This window comes from Aurantiacibacter spongiae (genome assembly GCF_003815535.1).
Taxonomy (GTDB): Bacteria; Pseudomonadota; Alphaproteobacteria; order Sphingomonadales; family Sphingomonadaceae; genus Alteraurantiacibacter; species Alteraurantiacibacter spongiae.
Map to the genome: position 1 here is coordinate 225,548 of NZ_RPFZ01000001.1, position 24,336 is coordinate 249,883.

At 61.3% G+C, this 24,336-nt stretch carries 25 protein-coding genes; 10 read left to right on the top strand and 15 right to left on the bottom strand.

Annotated elements, in window-relative coordinates; genetic code table 11:
• From EG799_RS01110 to EG799_RS01120, 3 genes are all read right to left on the bottom strand, one after another.
• Complete coding sequence (locus EG799_RS01110; protein WP_234029171.1) at positions 1 to 588, bottom strand: NuoB/complex I 20 kDa subunit family protein; 588 nt, start codon at positions 586 to 588, stop codon at positions 1 to 3.
• 20 nt (positions 589 to 608) lie between these two features.
• The gene (locus tag EG799_RS01115) at positions 609 to 983 is read right to left on the bottom strand and encodes an NADH-quinone oxidoreductase subunit A (protein ID WP_123877794.1); all 375 of its coding nucleotides are present in this window, start codon (positions 981 to 983) and stop codon (positions 609 to 611) included.
• Positions 984 to 1,080: 97 nt separating this feature from the next.
• On the bottom strand, positions 1,081 to 2,511 hold the full coding sequence (locus tag EG799_RS01120; protein WP_181950860.1) for a coniferyl aldehyde dehydrogenase: 1,431 nt from the start codon (positions 2,509 to 2,511) through the stop codon (positions 1,081 to 1,083).
• 151 nt (positions 2,512 to 2,662) lie between these two features.
• On the opposite strand from EG799_RS01120, the gene EG799_RS01125 reads away from it, so the two are divergent.
• Positions 2,663 to 3,859: a thiolase family protein gene (locus EG799_RS01125; RefSeq protein WP_123877796.1), complete on the top strand. Its 1,197-nt coding sequence runs from the start codon at positions 2,663 to 2,665 to the stop codon at positions 3,857 to 3,859.
• A 114-nt stretch (positions 3,860 to 3,973) separates the two neighbouring features.
• Positions 3,974 to 4,375: a hypothetical protein gene (locus EG799_RS01130; protein WP_123877798.1), complete on the top strand. Its 402-nt coding sequence runs from the start codon at positions 3,974 to 3,976 to the stop codon at positions 4,373 to 4,375.
• A 25-nt stretch (positions 4,376 to 4,400) separates the two neighbouring features.
• Here EG799_RS01130 and EG799_RS01135 read toward each other — a convergent pair whose 3' ends face one another.
• On the bottom strand, positions 4,401 to 4,871 hold the full coding sequence (locus EG799_RS01135; RefSeq protein ID WP_123877800.1) for an SH3 domain-containing protein: 471 nt from the start codon (positions 4,869 to 4,871) through the stop codon (positions 4,401 to 4,403).
• Between the two features lie 173 nt (positions 4,872 to 5,044).
• On the opposite strand from EG799_RS01135, the gene EG799_RS01140 reads away from it, so the two are divergent.
• Positions 5,045 to 5,593 carry a DUF2061 domain-containing protein gene (locus EG799_RS01140; protein WP_123877802.1) on the top strand — a complete coding sequence of 183 codons (549 nt, stop codon included), beginning with the start codon at positions 5,045 to 5,047 and terminating at the stop codon, positions 5,591 to 5,593.
• 122 nt (positions 5,594 to 5,715) lie between these two features.
• On the opposite strand, the gene EG799_RS01145 is transcribed toward EG799_RS01140, so the two are convergent.
• The 10 genes from EG799_RS01145 to EG799_RS01190 all read right to left on the bottom strand — a co-directional run bounded on the left by EG799_RS01145 (position 5,716) and on the right by EG799_RS01190 (position 13,902).
• On the bottom strand, positions 5,716 to 6,255 hold the full coding sequence (locus tag EG799_RS01145; protein WP_123877804.1) for an alpha/beta fold hydrolase: 540 nt from the start codon (positions 6,253 to 6,255) through the stop codon (positions 5,716 to 5,718).
• Between the two features lie 226 nt (positions 6,256 to 6,481).
• Positions 6,482 to 7,624: a tRNA guanosine(34) transglycosylase Tgt gene (gene tgt / locus EG799_RS01150; protein ID WP_123882556.1), complete on the bottom strand. Its 1,143-nt coding sequence runs from the start codon at positions 7,622 to 7,624 to the stop codon at positions 6,482 to 6,484.
• A gap of 25 nt (positions 7,625 to 7,649) precedes the next feature.
• Positions 7,650 to 8,597 carry a DUF481 domain-containing protein gene (locus tag EG799_RS01155; protein WP_123877806.1) on the bottom strand — a complete coding sequence of 316 codons (948 nt, stop codon included), beginning with the start codon at positions 8,595 to 8,597 and terminating at the stop codon, positions 7,650 to 7,652.
• An 18-nt stretch (positions 8,598 to 8,615) separates the two neighbouring features.
• A complete protein-coding gene (locus EG799_RS01160; RefSeq protein WP_267900618.1) occupies positions 8,616 to 9,389 on the bottom strand; it encodes an ABC transporter permease in 774 nt (257 codons plus the stop codon).
• Positions 9,386 to 10,330 (bottom strand): ABC transporter ATP-binding protein, encoded by a 945-nt coding sequence (locus tag EG799_RS01165; RefSeq protein ID WP_123877808.1) that lies wholly within the window; start codon positions 10,328 to 10,330, stop codon positions 9,386 to 9,388. The genes EG799_RS01160 and EG799_RS01165 overlap by 4 nt, the downstream gene beginning before the upstream one ends.
• Before the next feature lie 43 nt (positions 10,331 to 10,373).
• Complete coding sequence (queA, locus tag EG799_RS01170; protein ID WP_123877810.1) at positions 10,374 to 11,411, bottom strand: tRNA preQ1(34) S-adenosylmethionine ribosyltransferase-isomerase QueA; 1,038 nt, start codon at positions 11,409 to 11,411, stop codon at positions 10,374 to 10,376.
• Positions 11,412 to 11,433: 22 nt separating this feature from the next.
• Positions 11,434 to 12,144, bottom strand: a complete 711-nt coding sequence (locus EG799_RS01175) for a peptidylprolyl isomerase (protein WP_123877812.1) — start codon at positions 12,142 to 12,144, stop codon at positions 11,434 to 11,436.
• Positions 12,145 to 12,231: 87 nt separating this feature from the next.
• On the bottom strand, positions 12,232 to 12,747 hold the full coding sequence (coaD, locus tag EG799_RS01180; protein ID WP_123877814.1) for a pantetheine-phosphate adenylyltransferase: 516 nt from the start codon (positions 12,745 to 12,747) through the stop codon (positions 12,232 to 12,234).
• Positions 12,744 to 13,640, bottom strand: coding sequence for a polyprenyl synthetase family protein (locus EG799_RS01185; protein ID WP_234029172.1), 897 nt, complete (start codon positions 13,638 to 13,640; stop codon positions 12,744 to 12,746). The genes coaD and EG799_RS01185 overlap by 4 nt, the downstream gene beginning before the upstream one ends.
• Positions 13,641 to 13,653: 13 nt before the next feature.
• Positions 13,654 to 13,902: an exodeoxyribonuclease VII small subunit gene (locus tag EG799_RS01190; protein WP_123877818.1), complete on the bottom strand. Its 249-nt coding sequence runs from the start codon at positions 13,900 to 13,902 to the stop codon at positions 13,654 to 13,656.
• Between the two features lie 96 nt (positions 13,903 to 13,998).
• Between EG799_RS01190 and purL the strand changes: the two genes are divergently transcribed.
• Together purL and EG799_RS01200 are read left to right on the top strand one after the other, a co-directional pair.
• Entirely contained in the window at positions 13,999 to 16,233 is a 2,235-nt protein-coding gene (gene purL / locus EG799_RS01195; RefSeq protein ID WP_123877820.1) for a phosphoribosylformylglycinamidine synthase subunit PurL, read from the top strand.
• 9 nt (positions 16,234 to 16,242) lie between these two features.
• Complete coding sequence (locus tag EG799_RS01200) at positions 16,243 to 16,929, top strand: nitroreductase family protein (protein WP_123877822.1); 687 nt, start codon at positions 16,243 to 16,245, stop codon at positions 16,927 to 16,929.
• Positions 16,930 to 17,023: 94 nt separating this feature from the next.
• Here the strand turns inward: EG799_RS01200 and serB are convergent, their stop codons facing one another.
• Complete coding sequence (serB, locus tag EG799_RS01205) at positions 17,024 to 17,944, bottom strand: phosphoserine phosphatase SerB (RefSeq protein ID WP_181950861.1); 921 nt, start codon at positions 17,942 to 17,944, stop codon at positions 17,024 to 17,026.
• Here serB and miaA point away from each other — a divergent pair.
• The 5 genes from miaA (at position 17,901) to leuA (ending at position 24,332) form a co-directional block, all read left to right on the top strand.
• Complete coding sequence (miaA, locus tag EG799_RS01210; RefSeq protein WP_123877824.1) at positions 17,901 to 18,842, top strand: tRNA (adenosine(37)-N6)-dimethylallyltransferase MiaA; 942 nt, start codon at positions 17,901 to 17,903, stop codon at positions 18,840 to 18,842. The two genes, serB and miaA, sit on opposite strands and share 44 nt — an antisense overlap.
• A gap of 127 nt (positions 18,843 to 18,969) precedes the next feature.
• A complete protein-coding gene (ilvB, locus tag EG799_RS01215; protein ID WP_123877826.1) occupies positions 18,970 to 20,712 on the top strand; it encodes a biosynthetic-type acetolactate synthase large subunit in 1,743 nt (580 codons plus the stop codon).
• Position 20,713: 1 nt separating this feature from the next.
• Positions 20,714 to 21,229 (top strand): acetolactate synthase small subunit, encoded by a 516-nt coding sequence (ilvN, locus tag EG799_RS01220; RefSeq protein ID WP_123877828.1) that lies wholly within the window; start codon positions 20,714 to 20,716, stop codon positions 21,227 to 21,229.
• A gap of 99 nt (positions 21,230 to 21,328) precedes the next feature.
• Positions 21,329 to 22,348, top strand: a complete 1,020-nt coding sequence (ilvC, locus tag EG799_RS01225) for a ketol-acid reductoisomerase (protein WP_123877830.1) — start codon at positions 21,329 to 21,331, stop codon at positions 22,346 to 22,348.
• A gap of 286 nt (positions 22,349 to 22,634) precedes the next feature.
• Positions 22,635 to 24,332 carry a 2-isopropylmalate synthase gene (leuA, locus tag EG799_RS01230; RefSeq protein WP_123877832.1) on the top strand — a complete coding sequence of 566 codons (1,698 nt, stop codon included), beginning with the start codon at positions 22,635 to 22,637 and terminating at the stop codon, positions 24,330 to 24,332.
• The last annotated feature ends 4 nt before the right edge of the window (positions 24,333 to 24,336 follow it).

The window sequence follows — 24,336 nt, forward strand, 5'->3', positions numbered from 1 at the left end:
TCATCGCTCGACCGTGCCGACACGCCGGATCTTGCGCTGCAATTGCATCACGCCATACAACAGCGCCTCGGCCGTGGGAGGACAGCCGGGAATGTAGATGTCCACCGGCACGATGCGGTCGCAGCCGCGCACCACCGAGTAGCTGTAGTGGTAATAACCCCCGCCATTGGCGCAGCTACCCATCGAAATCACATATTTCGGGTCAGACATCTGATCGTAAACGCGGCGCAAGGCAGGGGCCATCTTGTTGCACAAGGTACCCGCCACGATCATCACGTCCGACTGGCGCGGCGATGCGCGCGGGGCGACGCCGAACCGCTCCATGTCGTAACGCGGCATATTGACGTGAATCATCTCCACCGCACAGCAAGCGAGCCCGAAAGTCATCCACCAGAGGCTGCCCGTCCTCGCCCACTGGAACAGTTCCTCGGTGCTCGTGACGAGAAAGCCCTTGTCGTTCACCTCCGTCTGAAGTGCGTTGAAATAGTCGGCGTCGGGCTGGCGGATCTCGCCTCCCCTGGCGGTCGGCAATTCGCCCTGTCCGGGCTGATCCTGATAGGGGGGATAGAGAGCCGGCTCTCCCGGCATTTCCAGCGTCTTGTCGTCGGTCACTCCCATTCCAGAGCTCCCTTCTTCCATGCGTAAGCCAAACCGATGGCAAGTTCGCCTAGGAACACCATCATGGTAATCCAGCCTGGCCATCCGGTAACATCGAGGCTGACAGCCCAGGGGAACAGGAACGCAGCCTCCAGATCGAAGATGATGAACAGGATCGCGACGAGATAGAAGCGCACGTCAAACTGGCTCCGGGGATCCTCGAAGGCGGGAAAGCCGCACTCGTACTCGGTCAGCTTGTTTGCTTGCGGGTTGTGCGTCCCGGTGAGCCGGGAAACGCCCATCGGCAGAAAGACGAACGCCGCTGACAACCCCAGCGCGATGCCGAGAAAGATCAGTATCGGAAAATATTCGGTGAGGTCGACCACTACGATTCCCTATGGGGCTGGTATCTGGCCCCGCCTCTAGGCCTCGCATCGTTGTGGCGCAAGGGCGGGCCGGACCGGCTATTCATGCAATGTTCCGCTATTTCATCAGCATCCTCGCCGCCTTGCGGGCGCTGTTACCGTACGGGGGTTTGAAACCGGCGAGCCGAGCGACATCGACCCTCGCCTGCGTATAGACGCCCCGCGCATGGCTGAATTCGCGAAAGCCTTCCTCTCCGTGATAGCACCCCATACCTGACGTTCCCACCCCGCCGAATGGAAGATCGTCCACGGTCAGGTGGAAAATCGTGTCGTTCACGGTGACGCCGCCTGACGAGGTGCGGGTCAATACGCGCTCGCGCTCCCCGCTTTCATCGCCAAAATAGTACAACCCCAACGGACGATCACCTGCGTTCACGAACGCGATCGCCTCGTCGATGTCGCGGTACGTCACGACGGGCAGAATCGGACCGAAGATCTCTTCCTTCAACGCCCGCATGTCCTTCGTCACCCCGCGCAGCACGGTTGGCGCCATCTTGCGGGAATCGGCTGAAGAAAAGTCCTCGCTTGCGGGGTTGATCTCGATGACCTCGGCCCCCTTGTCGCGTGCGTCTGCAACCAGCGAATTGAGGCGTGCAATGTGATCGTCGCTTACGATCGAAGCGTAATCGTCGTTGCCGAGTAGCGAGGGATACATGTCGCGAACCCCGAGTTCGAACGCGGCGATCGCACCGTCCTCCAGATGCTCGGGCACCAGAAGATAGTCCGGCGCAAGGCAGATCTGCCCGGCATTCAACGTCTTGCCAAGAGCGATGCGGTTGCCGGCTTTCGTCAGATCGGCGCCCCGGCCGATGATCGCCGGAGACTTTCCTCCCAGTTCGAGGGTCACCGGCACGAGGTTCTGCGCCGCCGCTGCCATGACCTTGCGGCCTACCGCGCTCGAGCCGGTGTAGACGAGGTGATCGAATGCCAGCTTGGTGAAGGCTTCCGCAACGTCCGGCCCGCCCGTTACCACCGTCAGTTCCGCCGGGTCGAAAGCCTCCGAAACCAACCGCTGCATAAGCGCGCTCGTTCGCTCGGTAAACTCGCTGGGCTTCAGAATTGCCCGGTTGCCGGCGGCGAAAACCTGCATGAGCGGCGAAAGGGTAAGATTGACGGGGAAGTTCCACGGGGAAATTATTCCTACCACGCCCTTCGGTTCGAAACGCAATTCGGCTTTCGCGCCGAGCAGGCGTAGCGGAAACCGCGGAGCGCGGCTGCTCGCCTGGGCCCACGTGTCGAGGTTCTTCAGGCAGTAGCGGCCGAAACCGACCGTGGCAGCTATGTCGGTCATCATCGACTGCAGCGGACTACGGTTGCCGAAATCCGCGCTCATCGCAGCACAGAGAGCTTCAGCATTGATCTTCAGCAGCGCGATCGCTCTTTCGATACGGTCGCGACGAATATCGAGCCGCTCGGGCCGTGAATTGATGAAAGCCCTGCGCTGAGCATCGAGCAGCGCCTGCATTTTCTCCGATGCCTCGTCGGTCATGAGACGGTCCTTCGTCGGTGTGCCAGCGGAACCCCCATGTCGTAGCTCGATGCCGAAGCGCAACCGACAGGCGCGCTCGTTTGCGTTCGACAAGGGCGCGCACTACATCGCTGGCAGACACGTCCTACAATTCGCGGAAGGCAATCCTGCTATGAGCACTTTCAACGAAACCGATCCGGTGGTCATCCTCTCCTATGCGCGTACGCCGATGGGGTCGATGCAGGGCGCCCTCTCCGATGTTTCCGCGACCGACCTCGGCGCCACGGTCGTCAAGGCGGCGGTGGAACGTGCCGGCGTTTCGGGAGACGACGTGGATCGCGTCTATATGGGCTGCGTGCTGCCCGCGGGTCTGGGCCAGGCGCCCGCACGCCAGGCTGCGATCAAAGCAGGGCTTCCGAAGAGCGCGCAGGCAACCACTGTCAACAAGGTCTGCGGAAGCGGAATGCAGACCGTGATAATGGGTAGCGAAGCTCTCGCGACCGGCGGCGCGGATATCATCGTGGCGGGTGGCATGGAAAGCATGACGAACGCGCCGTACCTGCTCAAGAAACACCGTTCAGGCGCGCGGATCGGTCACGACACGGCTTACGATCACATGTTTCTCGACGGGTTGGAAGACGCCTACGAGGAAGGTCGCGCGATGGGAACCTTCGCGCAGGATATGGCCGACAAGTATCAGCTCACCCGGGAAGAAATGGACGATTATTCCATCACTTCGCTCAACCGAGCGAACGAGGCGATAGAAAGCGGCGCCTTCGCTGACGAGGTCGTTCCGGTGACATACTCGTCGCGCAAGGGCGATGTGACAGTCGAAACGGACGAGGCGCCGGGGCGCGGCAATCCGGACAAGATACCGCAGTTGAAGCCTGCCTTCGCCAAGGATGGTACGATCACGGCGGCGACATCGTCCTCGATCTCGGACGGGGCGGCGGCGCTGGTCCTGTCGCGCAAGAGCGTAGCCGACGATCAGGGTCTCAGCCCGGTCGCGACTATCGTCGGAATGACCGCCCATGCCCAGGCGCCCGAGGAATTCACCATTGCCCCGGTCGGCGCCATCGAGAAACTGCTCGAGCAAACCGGCTGGAGCGTCGAGGATGTCGATCTGTGGGAGGTCAACGAGGCGTTTGCATGCGTCGCGATGTTTGCGATGCGTGACATCGGCATTCCGCATGACAAGATCAACGTCAACGGGGGCGGCACGGCCCTGGGGCACCCCATCGGCGCAAGCGGCACGCGGATCGTCGTGACCTTGCTCAATGCGCTGAAGCAGCAGGGAAAGAAGCGCGGCATCGCTTCGCTGTGCATCGGCGGCGGGGAGGCAACGGCCGTCGCGGTGGAGATGACCTGAGACCACTCTACCAAATATGGTCGGCCCGGTAATTTCGACGAGAGAGTATCAGGTCGGATACTTCCGCATCCCTCGAACGTTCACGTCTGGCACTACCAGATCGGAAGGATAGTCATGACCAAACTCGTCGCCCTTACCGCCGCGTCCGTACTCGCGCTTGCTACCTCCGCTTGTGGCAATGATGCCGACGCGCCTTCGGAGGCGCAGATCGACGAAACCGCGCTAGACGGAGGCCTCAGCGCCAATGACGCCACGCAGTATCCGGTAACGACCGCAGGGACCTACGAAGGGGGCGGCGTGACGATGACGCTGAGCGAGGATGGCAGTTTTCTCGAACGCAACGGCGATGCCACGCGCGAAGGAACCTGGGAATACGATACCATTCGCGGCACCTGCCTGACCGACCAGGGATCCGACCAAGAGCAATGCTACAACATGGGTGAAGTGCAGGATGATGGCACGGTAAGCGTTACGGGCCCGGATGGAACAACGACAACAATGACGAAGGTCAGCTAACCCCGAACGGTCTGTACTTCACCGATCACGGGTCGCCATCGCCCCAGAGACGGTCAGAGTCGACCCATCCCCTCCTGCCGTTGACCTCGAACTCGCACCAGCCGTTCTCGCATTCGCCCAGCGCCCCGATAACCCCGGGTTCGACTTTCCACATTAACCGCGAACTGCCCGTGGGTTCTGCCCGGATGTCTGTGGTCCCCTCGCCCGTTACGATGGCGCCCCGGTCGCGGCTGAGAAGACTGGCCGAAATCCAGCCCTGGGTGCCGTCGGGCTCTTCCACGTAGCGCCAGCCCTGGTTGAACCGGATGACCTTCACCGGCAGGCCTTCGGCATGATAGACCCAGCTGATCGGGAACTTCTCCCCCGCACCGACCCGCATGTTCGCCTCCTGCGTGTCGATGCTGGCCCAATAGGGTAGATCGTCCTCCTGCGCAGCGGCTGGCGCGCACAGCATAGCCGCAAGGCCGGCGATCATACTTGCGATAATTCGCGACATGGCGGTGTCCGGATAGCGGATGCGGCAGGAGCGTTGCAATGGGTCACTGCATGCGTTCCGACATATTCGACAAGGGATTTCGGCTTGTCGTCTGCCGCGCATGGCAGGTTGACCGCCCTGTTTCATGCGACAAAACCTCGACATATCACCCACAATGCCGCAGGGCAGGCCCGATGCGCGAGAAGCCTGAAACACCGATATTCGGGCCCGAAGCAAAAGTGCTCGATCCGACCCATCCTCCCCAGGTCAAGCAGTGGCGGCGTATCGTCAAGGCGGTTTCCTGGCGCGCTGTCGGGACCGTCGACACGTTCGTTCTTTCCTTTCTTCTGATCACCTATCTCGGCCCTCTCTTCGGTCGCGAGCCGCAGGGCAATCAGGCACATGTCGCCGGTCTGATCGCGATCACCGAAGTCGCCACCAAACTCGTCCTCTACTTTCTCCATGAATGGATCTGGGATCGGTTTCGCTGGGGCGTGGCGAGCAAGAAGGGACGCCGGCGCGAGACGATCAGGCGAAGTTCGGTCAAGACCGTTACCTGGCGCGCGATTGCGTCAGCCGATACAGTGATGCTTGCATGGCTCTATACCGGGAATATCGAGACCGCCCTGTCCATCGGCGGATTGGAAATCTTCACGAAGATGACACTCTACTTCGTTCATGAACGGATCTGGGCGAGGCTGCCGTTCGGTATCGAACGGCATGGCACGGGTTCGAGTACGTGACGTAGCGAATGCTCCTGGCGATACGTCCAACGGGATCGGCAGTTTGAAAACCGAACGCTTAAGGGGCGAAAGCAAAGTGCGGGTGCCCCTGAGATGCCCGCCCGGGTGCGAGACAAACGGGTCTAGCTGGACTTCTCGCGCTCGGCATCCACTTCGGCAATCGCGGCGATCAGTTTCTCGATACAGGCACGAGATGTTCCGATGGTGAAATGCGGCGCATCGATACGCACCTGATAATCGCTTTCGTCCTGTTTACCCCGGCAGCATTCAGGTGCGACAATTCCATCCGCGCCGGACCACACGGCGATGGTCGGCACGGGAGGCTTGGCCGCTATGTCATCTTCGAACGGCGGATCGTCCACCGAGTGATCGTTCAGTTTCTCGTACACTTTCCATGCCCGGTTGGCGCGTCGATCGCCTGAGAACGGACTGGCAACGGTCATCACGAGATCGAGATGCTGGGGAATCCGATGTCCGAGGACACGTGCATACAGCCCGCCCAGGCTCCACCCTATCAGCAAGACCTTCGCATCATGCTTGGCATGAAGATGGCGGATGCGGTTTTCCAGCTGACCAAGCTTGGCTGGATCGGCGCCCGTGTTGATGCCCTGCCGCCATCCCTCGGCAACGAACCCCCGGGCATTCAGCGTGCGACGCAGCAACGTCGTTGATATGTCGCCCGTTGTCAGCCCCGGTATGACGACGACCGGTCGCCCTTTTCCGATCAGCTTCCCCCGGCGTGGTACGCGCAACGGATTGAGCAAAACGCGGGGCACGGCGAGCCCTTCGCGAAGCGTCCGGGCAAGCGCCGGCGGTTGCGGTGCGTCTGTGCTAGCTTGCGACACGACTACCGAATGGCGATTGCCGCGTTCGGGTTCCCGTCCCTTTCTAGTCGCCATTCTTCGCGCGTCCCAGGTAGTCGCGGCGGAAGTTGGTGGCAAAGCTGGCGAAGCGAGCTTCCACGATGGCGTCCCGCATCGCTTGCATCAGTTGCTGGTAGAAGAACAGGTTGTGCTCGGTAACCAGCATGGCACCGAGAATCTCTCCCGCTTTTTGCAAATGATGCAGGTAAGCGCGGGAAAACGTCGCGCAGGTTGAACACGGACAGGCCGGATCGAGCGGGGATGAATTTTCCGCGTGCCTGGCATTGCGCAGGTTCAGCGGACCATTCCAGGTAAAAGCCTGTCCGTTGCGACCCGACCGGGTCGGCAGAACGCAGTCGAACATATCGACGCCGCGCTCCACAGCCCCCACCAGATCGTCGGGCTTGCCTACGCCCATGAGATAGCGGGGTGCGTCCTCGGGAAGCTGGGCCGGGGCGAAATCGAGCGTGGCGAACATTGCTTCCTGTCCTTCGCCCACCGCCAGACCGCCGATGGCGTATCCGTCAAAACCGATCTCGCGCAACGCTTCGGCGGACCGGCCACGCAGGTTTTCGTCGAGCGCGCCCTGCTGGATGCCGAAAAGCGCTGCCCTCGCGGCATGATCCCTCCCACCATCGAACGCCTCACGACTTCGTCTCGCCCAGCGCATCGACAGCGCCATGCTGGACGCGATTTCTTCGCGGGGTCGGTCGGCACGTGGACACTCATCGAAAGCCATGACGATGTCCGATCCGAGAAGACGCTGTATCTCCATCGATCGCTCCGGTGTAAGCATGTGCCTCGAGCCGTCGAGATGGCTGCGAAACTCAACGCCTTCCTCGCTCAGACGGTTAAGGTCGGACAGGCTCATCACCTGATAGCCACCACTGTCCGTCAAGATCGGACGCTTCCATTGCATGAACTCGTGGAGGCCGCCCAAACGCGCAATACGTTCGGCACTCGGGCGCAACATCAGGTGATAGGTATTTCCGAGAATGACATCGGCGCCTGTCGCCCTCACACTGTCAGGCTTCATCGCCTTCACAGTAGCCGCCGTCCCGACCGGCATGAAGGCGGGCGTACGGATGGTACCGCGGCGCATGGCGATTGTCCCGCACCGCGCACGTCCATCGACGGCTGACAGCGTAAATTCGAAGCGGGGTGGCATCATTGCAGAAGCGCTCGACCTCGGATCAGAACCCGTAGACCAATGTGAAGCGCGAGAGCGTATCGGTCGAAGCGGCACCCGACGGTGGATTGCTGTCATAATCGAGTTGGTAGGAGAACCGCGCGGTAAGCCTATCGAGCAGTCCAGCCTCCAGCCCGGTCACCAGATTGAGAGTGGTGTTCGAGCTGTCGACGAGGATGAGGGCTTCCCCCCCCGTTTCGGCGACGGCATTGGTGCTCTGTGTGAACTTCAGGGTATCCGTGATCCGCCACGAGAAATCGGCCCCGGCAAGGGCAGCGAGGCGCTCTTCGGTCGGACCATCGATGTAATCGGTAATGCGGTAAGCTGGACCCGCCTTGATCGACAGTTCCAGATCGTCGCTATCGAGAACCTTGTATCCAAACCCACCCGAAACGGCATAGCGGGCATTAAGCCGCTGACGGGTATCGCGTTCATATTGGGCAAGACCGTAAGCAAAAAGATTTTCGCCGATCTGGTATCGCGGCTCATAGACACCGAGGAACTGCTCTCGTGTGGTTACACCATCTCCGCGGCGGTAATCGACGGCGGCACGAAGCTTGTGAGTCCAGTCGATCCCTTCGCGCTCGAGCTTCAGGGCGGCGCTGACCCCGAACTCCTCCGTGTTTCCGGATGACTGGAAGGCACCGATCTGCCCTTCGCCGTGCCATCGCTCGAACAGGCCAGCCGTGCGGATCGCCTCTTCTTCCTGCGCCGCCTCGGCGGCGGCGATTTCCCGCCGTTCGGCGACAAAGGCATTCCACCGATCATCGATCTCCGCCTTGTCGTCCGGAAATGTCGCCCGCGCCGTATCGATCACAGCTTTCACCGTATCGCGGTTCCCGGTCTCGATCGCAGCGTCGATCATGGCGCGCACCGGTTCCGGCAATTCCGCCGATGCGGGGGCGGACATCACGAGGACCGGGACGACTAGCAAGGCGGGACGCGGGCTCATGCCGGTTTTCTTACAAATTCAATCGCGCAACCGCCAGCCCGTCCGGAAAATCCACCAGATCACTCCGGTGCACAATGCCAGAAAGCCGACCGTGAACCCCAGGGACAACGCTATCGAGAAGTCCGATTCACCCAGAAACGTCCAGCGCAATCCGCTCACCAGGTAGACGATCGGGTTGATCATCGCGACGGTCTGCCAAGGCTCCGGCAACAGGCTGAGGGGGTAGAAGGTACCCCCGAGAAAGGTTAGCGGCATCAATACGAGCAGCGGCACGATCTGCAATTTCTCGAACCCGTCCGCCCACAGCCCGATGATGAACCCGAACAGGGAGAAGCTGGCGGATACCAATACGATGAAGAGAAATGCGAAAAACGGATGGACGACATGATAGTCCACGATCAGCGCCGCGGTACCCATGATGATGCCAGCCAGAATCAGAGATTTGACCGCCGCTGCTCCAACGAACCCGACCAGTGTTTCGCCTACTCCGACAGGAGCGGAAAGCAGTTCGTAGATCGCTCCGGTGAATTTCGGCATGTAGATTCCGAAGCTGGCATTGCTGGTGCTTTCGGAAAGCAGGGTAAGCATCAGCAGTCCTGGCACGATGAAGGCTCCGTATTCGACTCCGGGCCCCAGTTCCATGCGCTCGCCCATCGCCGCACCGAATACGACGAGGTAGAGACTTGTGGTGATGACGGGCGAGAGAATTGACCCGAAGATCGTCCGGAACATCCGCATCAGTTCGTTGCGAAAGATTGCGAATGCGCCGCGTGCGTTGAAAAGGTCGCTCACCGGGCTTCCTTCCGGTGTTCCAGGAGATCGACGAAGATGTCTTCGAGCGTGCTTTCCCTGGTATCGAGACCCACGAAACCGACATTCGCCCGCGTCATCGCCTGCGCGAGTTCGGCAACGTCGCGCTTGCCCTTTCCAGTCCCGTCTCCGCCGCGATAGACCAGACGCGTTCCACCACCCTCCAGATGAACGGGATAATTCTTGGTGAATGCCGGCAGTCGGTCCAGGGGCGGGTCTAGAGTGAAATGCGCCTCCGTCCGGCCCAGCTTGGCCATGATGGCGTCCTTTCCGTCCACCAGCAGGATGCGACCCTTGTTGATGACTCCGACGCGGTCGGCCATCTCCTCCGCTTCCTCGATGTAGTGCGTGGTGAGTACGATCGTCACCCCCCGCTCGCGCAACATGTCGATCTGTCGCCACATGTCGCGCCTCAATTCGACGTCCACCCCCGCCGTGGGTTCGTCCAGAAAGAGGAGTTCAGGATCGTGAGCCAGCGCCTTGGCGATCATGACCCGGCGCTTCATTCCGCCCGAAAGCGCGCGGATCTCTGTATTGCGCTTGTCCCAGAGACTGAGGGAACGCAGCACCTCCTCGATCCTCGCTTCATTTGGCGGGCAGCCGAACATCCCGCGCGAATAGCGCACCTGCCGGTGGACCTTGTCGAACATGTCGAAACTGAGTTCCTGCGGGACCAGGCCTATGCGGCGGCGCACGGATTTCCATTGCTTCGCAATGTCCAGGCCGAAAGCCTCGATACGGCCGCCGGTGGGATTGACCATGCCGCAAACCGCCCCGATCAAGGTGGTCTTGCCAGCTCCGTTGGGCCCGAGAAGCGCAAAGATTTCGCCTCGGCGAATAGTCAGGTCGACCCCGTCCAGCGCCGTGACCCCGCCCTTGTAAGTCTTTTCCAGCCCGCGGATATCGAGAATCGGATCGGTCATCGTCGGCCCGACATCGGCGAGCTACCGGGCTTTTACAAGCGGCCTAGTCGTCGTCCGGGATCAACAGGCTGGAATCCCCGTAGGAATAGAAGCGGTAGCCCGCTGCGATCGCATGAGCATAGGCAGCCATCATGCGGTCCCGCCCCATCATTGCGGACACGAGCATCATCAAGGTGGATCTGGGAAGATGGAAGTTGGTCATCAGCCCATCTACCGCGCGAAAACGGTACCCGGGCGTGATGAAGATCTCGGTGTCTCCGGCAAACTGCGCAATTCGTCCGTCCGGGCGCGCCGCACTTTCCAGCAAACGCAAGCTGGTCGTGCCTACTGCGATCAATCGTCCGCCATCGCTCCGGATATCGTTAAGCCGTTCAGCAGTCGCCCCGTCGATCCGACCCCATTCGGCATGCATGACATGGTCGGCGGTGTCTTGTGCCTTGACCGGCAGGAAGGTGCCCGCACCGACATGCAGGGTCAGCATTTCTCGCTTCACGCCCACTTCGTCCAGCGAAGCAATCAGGCGGTCGGTGAAGTGGAGCGCGGCGGTCGGTGCGGCCACGGCACCGTCTTCGCGCGCGAACATGGTCTGATAGTCCTCTCGGTCGGCGGCGTCGGTTTCCCGTTTACCCGCAATATAGGGCGGTAGCGGCATCCTGCCCGCCCGTTCCAGAAGAACCTCGACAGGCTCTTCCCCTTCGAAACCAAGTAGGAAACTCCCGTCCGGACGACGTTCCTCCGCGATTGCCGACACATCGGCAGCGAATGTGATGCGATCGCCCTCTTTCACGCGTTTTGCGTTGCGGATGAAGGCCTGCCACCGCCGGAGGTCGATCCGTTTGTGCAACGTCGCACCGATCCGCGCATCGCCCCGTCGACCCTCGAGTTGTGCGGGGATGACGCGCGTATCATTGAAGACCAGTACGTCCCCGGCCCGAAGTATGCCAGGCAGGTCTAGCACGGTTCGGTCCGCAAGGTCACGATCGCCAGTGACGACCAGCAATCGCGCCGTATCGCGCGGCCGGGCCGGACGCAGCGCGATCAGTTCGGGCGGAAGGTCGAAGTCGAAGTCGCTGACGAGCATCGCGGGGCAGGCCGCGACGCGGCTATTCGCTCTCCGAGTTGTTCAGCATGTCGAGCGTAATCGCCTCTTCGCGAGCCGGGGCGGTTTGCGGCATCGCCTGAGGAACGTTGTCCGAAGCGATGCTCGCCTGAAGGATGCGGGTCGGGTTAGCTGGCGGCTCTCCCCGGGCGATGGCGTCGACTGCAGGCATGTTCGCGATGACCCGGCCGAAATTCGTGTACCGCTTGTCGAGCGCGAAGCGCGGGTAGAAAACGATGAAGAACTGGCTGTTGGCACTATCGTCACCCTGGGCACGCGCCATTGAAACGGTGCCTCGTACATGCGGCAGGCTGTTGAACTCCTCCTCCAGATCGGGGAGCGTACTGCCGCCCTGGCCCGTACCGGTGGGGTCGCCGGTTTGTGCCATGAAGCCATCGATCACGCGATGGAAGGGCACCCCGTCGTAGAACCCGTCCCGCGCAAGCGTCTTGATCCGCTCCACATGATGCGGCGCCCAGCGTGGCATGAGCCGAATAGCGACCCGTTCTCCTGTCGAAAGATCGAGAAGCAGGATATTCTCGGGGTCGTGCGCTATGTCGAAATCGACCTGAAGCGGCAGATTGCGCACCTCGGCGTTTGCCTGTTCCTGCGCCGCGACCGCAGGCGCGAGGTCGAGGTCCTGGGCCGCGGCGGGCGCGCTGGTAGCGAGGGTCAGGATGGCGGTAGCGACCGACAGTGCGAAATGGCGGAACATGAGTTCGATCCCGGAAATGTTCAGATAGAGCGAGCGCCTAATCGCCCCACGCTGACGTTTCAATGAACATAATGCGCGAACGCTTGGCTAGAGGCGGCCGCGCCGACCGAGTCTTTCGACCCGCATATCCACCTGAGCCTTCACGTCGGGCGCCACGAACGGAGCGATGTCACCACCGTATAGCGCAATTTCCTTCACGAGTTTGCTGGCGATCGGTTGCAGGGAAATGTCGGCCATCAAAAAGACGGTCTCGATGCCATTATTGATCTGCTGGTTCATGCCAGCCATCTGATATTCGTATTCGAAATCGGCCACCGCACGCAGGCCGCGAACGATGATGCTGGCATTCCGGTGTTCGGCGTAGGCCATCAGCAGCGCATCGAAACCCTCGACCTCGACATTGGGCAGCCCAAGACGCGCGACCTCGGCCTCGACCATCGCTATGCGTTCTTCGGGCGTGAACATGGGGTTCTTGCTCGGGTTGGTGGTGACGCCGATCACCAGCCGATCGACCAGCTTCGCCCCGCGCCGGATTATATCGGCGTGGCCGAGCGTGACCGGATCGAACGTGCCCGGGTAAAGACCGATGCGCTCGGCACTCAACGATCGCGCTCCACGACGAAGCGGGCGAGCGCTCGCAACACATCCGCCTCGCTGCCGTGCTGTGCGAGATGACCGATGGCCTGTTTCGACAAGGCTTGAGCCTGCGCGCGAGCATCCGCGATGCCCATCAGAGAGACGAAGGTAGCTTTTCCCGCCTGTGCATCCTTTCGAAGTGCCTTTCCGGCCAGCGCCTCGTCCCCTTCCTCGTCCAGCAGATCATCGGCGATCTGAAAGGCGAGGCCAATGTCGCGGGCGTAGTTGCGAAGGTGCGAACGGCTGTCTTCGGGCACCTTCCCGAGAATGGCTCCCATCTCCACCGCCGCACCCAGCAGCGCACCGGTCTTGAGCTGTTGCAGCCGCGTCACGGAATGCAGATCGTATTCCTGTTCGTCCGCCACGATATCCATGACCTGGCCGCCGGCCATGCCGTTGTGACCGCTCGCAGAAGCGAGCGCGCTTACGAGATCGGCCCGGACGTATGGATCGGCGCTCACCCTCGTGTCAGCGAGCAGTTCGAATGCCAGTGCATGCAGAGAATCGCCTGCCAGCACAGCGATGGCGTCTCCGAACTTGCGATGCACGGTCGGCTTCCCGTGACGCATATCGTCATCGTCCATGCACGGCAGGTCGTCATGGATCAGCGAATAGACGTGAATTGATTCGACTGCACAGGCGGCACGCACCGCGCTGGCCCTGTCCGCGCCGTACATCTGTGCAACGGTGACCAGCAGAAGCGGGCGTACGCGCTTGCCTCCGCCAATCGCGGCATACCGCATGGCCTCGACCAGCGGAGCACGCGAATCCACGGGAACGGGAAGGATCGCATCGAACGCGTCATCGACCTCACGCTGGATGCGCTGGAAACCGCGCCCGAGAATGTCGTCAGCCAGCAACAGTCCCACCGCGTCAGCCCGCGTCGAAGGGCGCGGTGGCGACGGGCTTGCCATCGGCACCGGTCACGATCTTCTCGATCCGCTCCTGGGCCGCGTCCAACCTGGCCTGGCAGTGACGGCGCAACGCCTCGCCGCGTTCGTACAGCGCTATCGATTCGTCCAGGGGCACATCCCCGCCCTCCAACCGTCGCACGACATCCTCCAGCGCCTTGAGCGCCTGTTCGAAGGTCAGGTCTGCGATTTCTGCGGGCTTCTCGTCCATCTAGGCTGGTTTGGCGCTCTCGATGGCGCGGGTCAACCGTCGTTGCACCGGCGTGGGGCTGGCGCTGTTCTTCGGCCCCGGCTAGAGGGCTGCGCCATGTCCGACATCACTCCCGAAACCGTCGAGGCACACGGCCTCAGTCAAGACGAATACGAGCGCGTCCTGCATGCCCTGGGACGCGAGCCGAACCTGGTGGAACTCGGAATTTTTTCCGTCATGTGGTCGGAGCACTGCAGCTACAAGTCGAGCCGCCTTCACCTCAAGAAGCTGCCGACCGAAGCGCCGTGGGTCATCTGCGGCCCGGGCGAGAACGCCGGCGTGATCGACATCGGCGACGGGCAAGCGGCAATCTTCAAGATGGAGAGCCACAACCACCCCAGCTACATCGAGCCCTACCAGGGCGCGGCAACGGGCGTCGGCGGTATCCTGCGCGATGTCTTTACAATGGGCGCACGGCCGGTAGCGAACGCCAACGCGCTGCGCTTCGGGCGCCCAGAACATCCGAAGATGAAACATCTCGTGCAGGGCGTGGTCGCCGGGATCGGTGGTTACGGAAACTGCGTGGGAGTGCCGACGATTGCGGGCGAGACGAACTTCCATCCCGCTTACGACGGCAACATTCTCGTCAACGCGATGACGGTCGGCATCGCCGATGTCGACAAGATCTTCTACAGCGCCGCCACGGGCGTCGGAAACCCGATCGTCTACGTAGGATCGAAGACCGGACGCGACGGCATCCACGGGGCGACAATGGCCAGCGCGGATTTCGGTGAGGATGCAGAAGCCAAGCGCCCCACCGTCCAGGTTGGCGACCCGTTCACCGAGAAGCTTCTGATCGAGGCGTGCCTGGAACTCATGGCCACGGACGCGATCGTCGCCATTCAGGATATGGGAGCGGCCGGGCTGACTTCATCCAGCGTGGAAATGGCAACGAACGGCAAAACCGGCATCCGCCTCGACATGGACAAGGTGCCCTGCCGGGAAGACGGCATGACGCCATACGAGATGATGCTGAGCGAAAGCCAGGAACGCATGCTGATGGTGCTGAAGCCCGGCAAGGAAGGGATGGCCGCGGCGATCTTCGAGAAATGGGAGCTTGATTTCGCGGTGATCGGCGAAGTCACCAATACGCAGCACATGGTTCTCGAATTCGGTGGTGAGGTGGTTTGCGACATTCCACTCGGCCCGCTCGCTGCGGACGCGCCCGAATATGACCGTCCCTTCATGTCGATGCACGACTACCTGGATTGGGCCGGCATCGCTCCGCTGCGCGATCGCCCCGATACGACGGATGTCGGATCGGATTTGCTGAGGTTGCTGGCAACTCCCGATCTTGCGTCGCGACGGTGGATCGCAGAACAATACGACAGCCAGGTCGGGGCGGACACTCTTCAGACGGGAGGGGACGCGGGCGTCGTTCGCGTGCACGGCACGCGCAAGGCTTTGGCGATCACCACCGACTGCACTCCGCGATATGTGCAGGCCAATCCCAGAGAGGGCGGCAAACAGGCCATCGCCGAAGCGTTTCGCAATCTGTGCGCTGTCGGTGCGCGTCCGCTCGCGGTGACCAACTGCCTCAATTTCGCCAATCCGCAACGACCCGAAATCATGGCGCAGTTCGTCCACGGGCTCGACGGCATGGGAGCGGCTTGCCGAGCGCTCGATTTCCCGATCGTCTCTGGCAACGTCTCGCTCTACAACGAAAGCAAGGCGACGGGCGGCGGCAGCGCCATCCTGCCCACTCCCGCGATTGGCGGCGTTGGCCTGATCGACGATTACGCCAAGATGATGACGATGGGCTTCAAGAAGGCGGGCGATACGATTTACCTGATCTGGCCCGAAGCCTGGGCGACCCCCGATCCGGAGCGTTCGCATCTCGGCAAATCGTTATGGTTGCGCGAACTCCACGACCGCGACGAGGGCCGGGCTCCTCCGGTCGATCTCGCCTTGGAGAAAGCGGCGGGAGAGATAGTCCGCCAGCTGATCGCGGACGGCCTCGTCAGCGCCGTCCACGACATCAGCGACGGAGGTATGGCGGTCGCACTGGCTGAAATGGCCTTGGCCGGCGGTCTCGGGGCGGATGTCGAAACCCACCCCGACTACACCGCCGCGCAATGGTGGTTCGGAGAGGATCAGGGCCGATATCTCATCACGGTCCCCGACACCGACGCACTCAATCGAAAACTGGCCGAAGGTACGCAGGACGAGAATCACGCCCGGGTCGGATTCCGGCGGCTGGGAATTGTCGGCGGCAATGACCTGTTTGGCGTTGCCCTGTCCCGTCTGGCCGCAGCGCGCGAAAGCTTCTTCAGCGGATGGATAAATGACTGAAACCCGCGCGTGAACGACGACGATCATCCCTTCCCTCGCTATCCGGTCCATTCCGATGCGGACCGCATCGCTATTGCGCGAACGGCGTTCGAGCGACTGGAAAACCGACGTTCCTGCCGCGCCTTCGCCACGACGGCGGTGCCGCGCGAGGTAATTGGATACGCGATTCGCGCAGCGGGAACCGCTCCCAGCGGGGCCAATCACCAGCCGTGGCATTTTGCTGCCGTATCGTCCGTTGAAACGAAGCAGCGAATTCGAACAGCTGCGGAAGAAGAGGAACGCCGCTTTTACGGCGATGGCGACATGACCGCGAAAGCCAGCCAGGAATGGCTCGATGCCCTTGCGCCGATCGGTGCCAACTCCAACAAGCCGTTTCTCAAAACCGCCCCTTGGCTCATCGTGTGTTTCGCTCAACGCAGCGGTGGCATTGAGGAAGACGGCAAGGCGCAGAACTACTACGTTACCGAGAGTGTCGGCATCGCGTGTGGGATGCTGTTGGCGACGCTGCACGAAGCCGGCGTGGCAACCCTGACGCATACCCCCTCACCGATGGGCTTCCTGCGCGAAATCTGCGAGCGTCCGGCTCACGAAAAGCCGGTCATGATCATTGCGGCAGGGATGCCGGCGAACGATGCGACCGTCCCCGGTCATGCGCTCAGGAAGAAGGGACTCGCCCGGATCGCAAGCTGGTTCTGACACCGGTCCAGAACTCCGGAAACCGGAGGCCGGCTTGCTTCCTCGCTATCGTTCCAACGTCGCCCAACCCATAAGCGGGTCGCGACCGGAGTAATCAGCCTGCGAACCAGGTATCCTCCCGGATTTCGAGCATTTTGAGAATGGCCGTCAGGTTTCCACGGTCAACCCAACCATTCGCCGCCTCGCGAGCCTTGGGCTTTGCGCGAAAGGCGATACCGTAGTCGGCCGCCTGCAGCATGGGAATGTCGTTCGCCCCATCGCCCGCGGCCATCGTAACCGCGCCGCCGCCGAGCGATGCACGTTCTTCTTCTAGCACGCGTCGCTTGGTCGCGCTGTCGGTGATCGCTCCGGCCAGATGGCCATTCAGCTTGCCCGCACTCACCTCGAGCCTGTTTCCCACGACGCGATCGAACCCGATCCGGTCGGCTACGACATCGGCGAAATGGTGAAAACCGCCCGTGACCAAAACAGTGCGACAACCGCGCGACTTCAGTGTCTCGACCAGCGTGCGGGCACCTTCGGTCGGCGTGATGCGCTCTTCCAGACAACGGGTTATCGCATCCTCAGGCAGCCCTTCGAGCAAGCTTACGCGCTCGCGCAAGGCACTTTCGAAATCGAGTTCACCCTGCATGGCGCGCTCTGTAATGCCGCTGATCTTTTCCTTGAGGCCCGCGAAATCGGCGAGTTCGTCGATACATTCCTGGCCGATCATGGTAGAGTCCATGTCGGAGACGAAGAGGTCGGGAACGCGAAATGCGTCGCGTGCGATAATACAATCGGCAGGGTCGAATGCGCTGGAAAGAACCCGCCGCAACAGCGGAACGTCATCCCCAGCGAACTCCATCTGCAAGACCTCCCCGCAGAAATCGAGCATTCCCGCATGGGCCAGGGGCATGCCGGCAACCTCGAGGGTATCACGCATCTCCTCCACCCGTGTTTCCAGCGTGGCCGGGTCTGCTATCAGCCGCACGATGAGCAAGGAAAAACCTCCTGTCGAGAAACCGGTCGCGCTCATCGCAGGGCCGACCGCCAGCGGCAAGAGCGATCTGGCCGTGCGGTTGGCACTAGCCCTGCGTGACGCCGGGCGGACAGCGGTAATCATCAATGCGGACAGTGCCCAGGTTTACGCAGACTTGCGCGTGCTGAGCGCTCGGCCAACCGAGGTCGAGATGCAGGATGTTCCGCATCACCTGTTCGGTGCCTGGGACGGGTCAACGCCCTGTTCAGCGGTCGATTGGGCGAAAGCCGCCAGGGGTGAGATCGACGATGCACATGCGAACGATACGATCCCGATCCTCGTCGGCGGTACAGGTCTGTATATCCGCACTCTGTTGGAAGGCATCGCGCCCGTTCCGGACATCGACCCCGAGATACGAACGAGCGTTCGCGCCATGTCCCGGGAAGACGCTTACACCGCGTTGAAATCCGAGGATCCCGATCGCGCGAGCAAACTGACCGGGACTGACAGCCAGCGGATCGCGCGCGCACTGGAAGTGGTCCGATCGACGGGACATCCACTTGGCGAGTGGCAAAAACGCAAGACAGGAGGCATCGGCAGCCGGGTTCAACTTCACCCGCTCATCCTTCTACCCGATCGGACAACGCTATACGAACGTTGCGATCGCCGCTTCCGGACCATGATCGCTGAGGGGGCAACCGAGGAAGTCGAAGCTCTGCTGGCCCGCGACCTCCCACCCGAACTGCCAGTCATGCGCGCCATTGGCGTGCCCGAAATTGTCGGCTGGCTGAACGGCGATTGGTCGCGCGACGAGGCTCTCGAACGCGCGTGCCGCGCGACGCGAAACTACGCCAAGCGACAATACACCTGGTTCGCCCGCCAGCCCCCTAAAACGTGGTCTAAAGCCCACTCACCCACCCTGGAACGCGAATTCGCAACTTTATTGCGCGTTTGAAGGTTGACTAGTTATTTTATGACGAATACGGACCCGTCTGGCAAGCGGTAGATGACCCGGCGCGAGTAATCGCTGCCGGGTTCGTTTTTTCTTACCGCGAGGCAAAGCTGGAAGCGGAGCGATAAGAATGTCCGACGAACGTAGCGGTGCGGCAATCCTCGTTGAAAGCCTCGTGCGGCAAGGCGTCGAGTTCGTCTTTGGCTATCCCGGCGGTGCGGTCCTGCCAATCTACGACGAATTGTTCACCGATCAGCGAATCCGCCATATTCTGGTACGGCACGAGGCGGGAGCGGCACACGCAGCGGAAGGCTATGCCCGATCAACGGGCAAGCCGGGTGTGGTGCTCGTCACATCCGGGCCCGGCGCGACGAACGCGATTACCGGCATCGCGGATGCCTATCTGGATTCGATCCCCCTTGTCGTCATCACCGGGCAGGTCGCAACCAACCTGATCGGGACGGACGCCTTCCAGGAAGCCGACACGATCGGACTGACGCGCCACTGTTCGAAGCACAACTACCTGGTGAAAGATCCGGCAGACCTTGCTTCGACCATCGAAGAAGCCTTCGAGATCGCTACCACCGGGCGCCCCGGACCGGTGGTGATCGACATACCGAAGAACGTGCAGGTCGCTACTGCCGATATGCCCGCAGGAGCCTCCTCCCGGCGCCGTCGCTACGCTCCGCAAACTGTCGGCGCGCCCGAGGAAATCTTGCATGCCGTGGAGTTGATCGCCGGGGCCGAGCGTCCGGTATTGTACACCGGGGGCGGCATTATCAATTCCGGTCCTCGCGCCTCCGATCTTCTGCGTCAGCTGCAACAGCGCACGGGGGCGCCGGTTACCTCGACGCTGATGGGTCTCGGAGCCTTCCCGGCCGATCATCCGGACTGGCTAGGCATGCTCGGCATGCACGGCACGCTCGAAGCCAACATGGCGATGAACCAATGCGACGTCATGGTCTGCATCGGCGCGCGGTTCGACGACAGGGTCACAGGCCGACTTGAAGCCTTTTCCCCGGGATCGAAGAAGATTCATATCGATATCGACCGCGCAAGCATCAACAAGGTGGTGCCGGTCGACCTCGGTATAGTCGGCGACTGCGCTTCGGTGCTGGAGCAGTTGCTGGAGATATGGGGCGAGCGCCGCACCGGCGATATCGGCGAATGGAAAGCGCGGATCGCCGGTTGGCGCGCGCGCGACTGCCTCGCCTATCCCGAACGCAAGGACGAGATCATGCCTCAAAAAGCCGTCCAGCGTCTGTTCGATCTGACCCGCGAGCGCGATCCCATCATCACTACCGAGGTCGGCCAGCACCAGATGTGGGCAGCGCAATATTTCGGTTTCATGGGGCCGAACAAGTGGCTCACCAGCGGCGGTCTCGGCACGATGGGCTACGGTCTGCCCGCCGCCATAGGGGCGCAGCTCGGCAACCCCGACAGCCTCGTGATCGACATTGCCGGTGAAGCCTCGATCCAGATGAACATCCAGGAACTTGGCACCGCGGTCCAGTTTCGACTTCCGGTGAAGGTATTTATCCTCAACAACGAGTATATGGGTATGGTTCGCCAGTGGCAGGAACTGACCTACGAGAGCCGATATTCGAACAGCTATTCCGACAGCTTGCCGGATTTCGTGAAACTTGCCGAAGCCTATGGCTGGAAGGGCGTCCGCATCTCTTCCCACTCGGAACTGGACGAGGGCATCGCCGCCATGCTGGATCACGACGGTCCGGTAATCGTCGATTGCCATGTGTCGAAGGACGCAAATTGCTTCCCCATGATACCGAGCGGTGCGGCGCATACCGACATGCTTCTTTATGGCGACATGGTTGCGGGCACGATGGAAGACGAAGCAAAGGCCCTGGTGTGACATGAAGATCGAGCATCGCCATGCCGAACGGCACGTCCTCAACGTGACTGTCGACAACGAGCCCGGCATCCTCGCCAAGATCACCGGTCTGTTCACCGCGCGCGGTTACAATATCGACAGCCTTACAGTAGCCGACATATCGGAAGACCATCATATCAGTCGCATCACCGTGGTCACCAACGGGCCGCCCCAGGTCATCGACCAGATCATGGCCCAGCTCGATCGGCTCGTGCCGGTCCACAAGGTCGTCGATCTTACAGAGGAAGGTCCGCACGTCGAACGGGAACTTGCCCTGATAAAGGTGCGTGGTCGCGGTGATGACCGTGTGGAAGCGCTGCGCCTGGCAGATGTATTCCGCGCGCGCCCTGTCGATACCACGACCGAGAGCTTCATCTTCGAGCTCACCGGCCCGCCCGACAAGATCGACAGCTTCGTCGCACTGATGCGTGAGATCGGTCTCGTAGAGGTCGGACGCACGGGTATCGTCGGAATGATGCGCGGGAGCCAGCCAGCCTGACATTTTCGCCCGCACCGGCTTGACTGCGGGTATTCAAACTCACCATCGAAACCGCGAGATACGCCGGTGCGTAGCGAAGCGGCCAGCGGGGAAAATAGTATGAAAGTGTATTACGACGCCGATTGCGACCTCGACCTCATTACTGACAAGACCGTTGTCGTTCTGGGATATGGCAGCCAGGGCCATGCCCACGCCCAAAACCTGCGCGATAGCGGGGTGAAGGACGTTCGGATCGCCTTGCGCGAGGGATCCGCGACGACGAAGAAGGCCGAAGCCGCCGGTTTCGAAGTCATGTCGAATGAAGACGCGGCCAGGATTGCAGACATTCTGATGATCCTCGCCCCCGACGAGCATCAGGCGAAGATCTGGGCGGAGGATCTCAAAGGCAACATGAAAGCCGGAGCCGCCCTCGCCTTCGCGCACGGCCTCAACGTCCATTTCGGCCTCATCGATCCGACCGACGATATCGACGTGATAATGATTGCTCCCAAAGGCCCGGGGCACACGGTCCGCAGCGAATACCAGAAGGGCGGCGGCGTCCCCTGCCTGATCGCGATCAACCAGGATACGACCGGCAACGCGCACGATATCGCCCTCGCTTATGCCAGTGCCGTTGGCGGAGGGAGATCGGGCATTATCGAAACCGATTTCAAGGAAGAGTGCGAAACCGATCTGTTCGGTGAACAGGCCGTGCTGTGCGGCGGCATCAGCAACCTCATCATGGCGGGCTTCGAGACGCTGGTGGAGGCTGGCTACGCGCCGGAAATGGCGTATTTCGAATGCCTTCACGAAACCAAGCTGATCGTCGACCTGCTGTACGAAGGCGGCATCGCCAACATGCGCTATTCCATCAGCAACACTGCGGAATATGGTGACTACCATACCGGTCCGCGCATCATCACGGACGAAACCAAAGCGGAAATGAAACGTGTGCTGGACGATATTCAGCGCGGGAAGTTCGTGCAGCGCTTCATGCTGGATAACGCCATAGGCAACCCCGAGATGAAGGCTGCGCGAAAGCGTCAGGACGATCATCCGATCGAGAAGACCGGCGCGAAACTGCGCGCCATGATGCCCTGGATCACAGCCAACAAGTTGGTCGACAAGGAGAGGAACTAGTCCGCTGGGTGTCGCTCACCCGTGTCGGAATACGCGAGAAAACCGTTGTCGCCGCGGGCGGCTGTTGTTCCAGATGTAATCAATTCGGTACTTTACCCGCGATCACCACGCCGATAGCATGGATCAATGACGCCCGCCTCGCGCCTCACCCTACTTCGACTTACGCGCCCTTAGGCGTGCTACTTTGCCCGTTACGGCGGGACGACGCCTAAGGGCTTTCCAACCTTCGCTCATTTCGCTGGTTGCATTCCGATCAGCCGGTTTAGTCGAACGAGGCCGCTTTCCCATGCCCATGCTCCGTAACCCGGCGGCGAAATATCGCCCCTTTCCCCAGATCGACCTTCCCGATCGGCGCTGGCCGAACCGGACGATCGACCGGGCCCCGCGTTGGCTCTCGACCGATCTTCGCGACGGTAACCAGTCGATCATCGACCCTATGGATCGCGCGAAGAAGACCCGCTTCTTCGATCTTCTCGTCGATGTCGGTTTCAAGGAAATCGAGATTGGTTTTCCTGCCGCCGGTCAGACCGAGTTCGAGTTCATCAACTGGCTCGTCCACTCGGACAGGGTGCCCGAAGACGTGGTTGTCCAAGTCCTGACCCAATCGCGAACGGACCTGATCGGAAGGAGTTTCGAGAGTCTGGAAGGCGCGCGCGAAGCTATCGTTCATCTTTACAATGCAGTCAGTCCTGCCTGGCGCGACATCGTCTTCCGCATGAGCCGCGAGCAGGTACGCCAGATCGCGGTGGACGGCGCGCGAATGCTGGTGGACGAGGCCGCGAAACGCCCCGGCACGAAATGGCATTTCGAATATTCGCCCGAAACGTTCTCGACGGCCGAACTCGATTTCAGTCTGGAGGTTTGCGCCGCGGTTATGCAGGTCGTTGGTCCAACCAAGGACTGGCCGATCATTCTCAATCTGCCGGCGACGGTCGAGGCGGCAACCCCCAATATCTACGCTGACCAGATCGAGTACTTCTGCCGCAACCTTCCAGATCGGGAGGCCGCGATCATATCACTGCATACGCATAACGACCGCGGTACAGGGGTGGCGGCTGCGGAGCTTGGACTGATGGCTGGTGCTGACAGGATCGAGGGATGTCTGTTCGGAAACGGTGAGCGAACGGGCAATTGCTGCCTCGTCACGATGGCCCTCAACATGTATACGCAAGGGCTGGATCCGAAGCTGGATTTCTCAGACATCGACAGCGTTATCGAGACGGTCGAATACTGCAATGAACTGCCCGTTCATCAGCGGCATCCTTACGGTGGGGAACTGGTCTTCACCGCGTTCTCCGGCAGTCACCAGGATGCGATCAAAAAAGGCCTTGAAGCGCAGGAAGAGCGCAACGACGAATACTGGCGTGTGCCCTATCTGCCAATCGATCCGGTGGATCTCGGGCGCAATTACGAAGCCGTGATCCGGGTCAATTCCCAGTCCGGCAAGGGCGGGTTCGCCTGGGTATTGCAACAGGATCAGGGGCTTAAACTGCCGAAAGCCCTGCAATCCGACTTCAGCAAGCACGTCCAGCATCTTGCCGATAGCCTTGGCAGGGAACTCGATGCCGATGATATATGGCGGTGCTTCCGACAGACCTACTACCTTCAGGTTGACAGAAGAAAGTTTCGTCTCGTCGACTATAACGAAAGCAGGGCAGCCGATGGAACGCGCGTTTTCGCCGGCACGGTTGAAATCGATGGCGAAGAGAAGCGGGTTTCCAGCAAGGGCAGCGGTCTGATCTCGTCCGTTCTCGCCACGATCGGGGACAGTTTCGGCCTGGAGTTCGAAGTTGCCGACTATTCCGAGCACGCGTTGCGGCACGGCGTGGATGCGCGGGCGGCAGCCTATATCGAATGGACTGCGCCCGACGGCAGAAGCGGCTGGGGCGTCGGGATCGACCAGGACGTCGCGACGGCCGGCGTGCGCGCCATCCTGAGTGCCGCCAATGCAGTAGCGCACGGACCGGGGACGCCCCGCTTCTAGGGGA

Coding starts and splice junctions, on each gene's coding strand:
- EG799_RS01175 (WP_123877812.1), bottom strand. CDS start 12,144: ATGTTCCGCCATTTCGCACTGTCGGTCGCTACCGCCATCCTGACCCTC.
- EG799_RS01120 (WP_181950860.1), bottom strand. CDS start 2,511: ATGACCGACGAGGCATCGGAGAAAATGCAGGCGCTGCTCGATGCTCAG.
- ilvN (WP_123877828.1), top strand. CDS start 20,714: ATGAAGATCGAGCATCGCCATGCCGAACGGCACGTCCTCAACGTGACT.
- tgt (WP_123882556.1), bottom strand. CDS start 7,624: ATGCCACCCCGCTTCGAATTTACGCTGTCAGCCGTCGATGGACGTGCG.
- EG799_RS01165 (WP_123877808.1), bottom strand. CDS start 10,330: ATGACCGATCCGATTCTCGATATCCGCGGGCTGGAAAAGACTTACAAG.
- leuA (WP_123877832.1), top strand. CDS start 22,635: ATGCCCATGCTCCGTAACCCGGCGGCGAAATATCGCCCCTTTCCCCAG.
- queA (WP_123877810.1), bottom strand. CDS start 11,411: ATGCTCGTCAGCGACTTCGACTTCGACCTTCCGCCCGAACTGATCGCG.
- serB (WP_181950861.1), bottom strand. CDS start 17,944: ATGAGCGCGACCGGTTTCTCGACAGGAGGTTTTTCCTTGCTCATCGTG.
- EG799_RS01125 (WP_123877796.1), top strand. CDS start 2,663: ATGAGCACTTTCAACGAAACCGATCCGGTGGTCATCCTCTCCTATGCG.
- EG799_RS01190 (WP_123877818.1), bottom strand. CDS start 13,902: ATGGACGAGAAGCCCGCAGAAATCGCAGACCTGACCTTCGAACAGGCG.
- EG799_RS01140 (WP_123877802.1), top strand. CDS start 5,045: ATGCGCGAGAAGCCTGAAACACCGATATTCGGGCCCGAAGCAAAAGTG.
- miaA (WP_123877824.1), top strand. CDS start 17,901: ATGAGCAAGGAAAAACCTCCTGTCGAGAAACCGGTCGCGCTCATCGCA.
- ilvB (WP_123877826.1), top strand. CDS start 18,970: ATGTCCGACGAACGTAGCGGTGCGGCAATCCTCGTTGAAAGCCTCGTG.
- EG799_RS01130 (WP_123877798.1), top strand. CDS start 3,974: ATGACCAAACTCGTCGCCCTTACCGCCGCGTCCGTACTCGCGCTTGCT.
- purL (WP_123877820.1), top strand. CDS start 13,999: ATGTCCGACATCACTCCCGAAACCGTCGAGGCACACGGCCTCAGTCAA.
- EG799_RS01110 (WP_234029171.1), bottom strand. CDS start 588: ATGCCGGGAGAGCCGGCTCTCTATCCCCCCTATCAGGATCAGCCCGGA.
- EG799_RS01155 (WP_123877806.1), bottom strand. CDS start 8,597: ATGAGCCCGCGTCCCGCCTTGCTAGTCGTCCCGGTCCTCGTGATGTCC.
- EG799_RS01135 (WP_123877800.1), bottom strand. CDS start 4,871: ATGTCGCGAATTATCGCAAGTATGATCGCCGGCCTTGCGGCTATGCTG.
- ilvC (WP_123877830.1), top strand. CDS start 21,329: ATGAAAGTGTATTACGACGCCGATTGCGACCTCGACCTCATTACTGAC.